Annotated in this window: 1 protein-coding gene; it reads left to right on the top strand. The window is 67.3% G+C overall.

All coding sequences use genetic code 11. The features are described from left to right. Positions 1-204: 204 nt before the first annotated feature. Positions 205-1469 (top strand): IS3 family transposase gene (locus tag H5397_RS17350; RefSeq protein WP_182818995.1). Its coding sequence is split into 2 segments (ribosomal slippage): positions 205-556 and positions 556-1469, totalling 1266 coding nucleotides; the frame shifts between segments, so codons are not numbered across the junction. Positions 1470-1630 lie beyond the last annotated feature (161 nt).

Genomic DNA, 1630 nt, shown 5'->3' on the forward strand with positions numbered 1-1630 from the left:
TGAGGTCGATGATGACCGTCACGTACTTGTCGCCCTTGCGTGTGTGCCGCCAGGCGTGTTCGTCGACGCCGACCACCTCGACGCCGTCGAGCCGTCCCCGGGGTGCCCGATCAGCACCTGGGTGCCGGGGGCCTGACCCCAGTTCTTGGACACGCCGAATCCCGCACCGTGATGGGTGGGGGGAGAGCGAGATGATCCGAGACCATGGCCAGGAAGAACTATTCGGAGGAGTTCCGTCGTCAGGCCGTCGACTTGTACGAGTGCACGCCGGGGGCCACGGTCCGCGGTATCGCTGAGGACTTGGGCATCGTGCGGGGCACGTTGCGCCAGTGGCTCGAGGTGTACGGGACCGGCAAGAAGACCGCTGCTGATGGGACGTTGACCTCCAGCCCACTACAGTCCAGGACGACGACCACGGCGGCCTCGCAGAGTCCGGTCGATGAGACGGCCGAGCAGAAGGTCACCCGGCTGGAAGCCAGGGTCCGTGACCTGGAGGTCGAGACAGCGAAGCTGACCGTCGAGCGAGAGATCCTGCAGCGGGCAGCCAAGTATTTCGCCGGGGAGACGCGCTGGTGAGTCGCTTCCAGTTCGTCGCCGACAACTCCGCCACCTTCGAGGTGAAGCGACTGTGTGAGCTCGTCGAGATCGAGCGTTCGTCCTACTACGCGTGGAAGGCAGGGGCGGCAGCACGCGCCCAACGTGCTGCCGCGGACGCCCGACTCCTGGGCAGGATCAGGGCTGTCCACGACGCCGACAACACGGTCGGTGCGCCGCGGGTGACCGCCGAGCTCAACGACGGCAAGCCTGCCGGGGAGCGGGTCAACCACAAGCGGGTGGCACGGGTGATGCGAGGGGCCGGGATCGCCGGCTACGTGAAGAAGCGTCGCGTCCGCACGACGATCCCCGAGCAGGCCGATCAAAAGGTCCCCGACCTGCTGAAGCGCGACTTCACCGCTGCGGCACCTGGGCGTCGCTATGTGGGCGACATCACCTACCTGCCGATCGCCGACGGCAGCAACTTGTACCTGGCCACCGTGATCGACTGCTACAGCCGCCGACTCGTCGGCTGGGCGATCGCAGATCACATGCGCACCAGCCTCGTCGCCGATGCCCTCACCGAGGCTGCCGCAACCCGTGGCAGCCTGACCGGGGCGACCTTCCACAGCGACCACGGCTCGGTCTACACCTCGAAGGACTACGCCCTGCTGTGCAAGCGCCTGGGGGTCACCCAGTCCATGGGGGCCGTCGGCACCTCGGCCGACAACGCGCTCGCCGAGTCGTTCAACGCCACCCTGAAGCGTGAGGTCCTCCAAGACGCCGCCTGCTGGCCCGACGATCTCACCTGCCGCCGGCAACTCTTCAAGTGGCTGACCCGCTACAACACCAAGCGACGCCATTCCTGGTGCCGCTACCAGTCCCCGATCGCCTACGAGACCCGCTATACCGCTACGCTGCCAACCGCTGCGTAATCAACCCCGTGTCCACTAACCGGGGGTAGGGCCCCCGACCTCGGCGACGGCGGTGTGGGCGGTGTCCCAGCTGACGTCCAGGACGGCGGCGACGCCGCTGATCGCGGTGTGGTCGAGCACCACTTCTGATAGCGCCCACCAGTCCGCGGCCCGGGTCAGTT

Source organism: Propioniciclava sp. MC1683 (genome assembly GCF_014164675.1).
Classification (GTDB): domain Bacteria; phylum Actinomycetota; class Actinomycetes; order Propionibacteriales; family Propionibacteriaceae; genus Propioniciclava.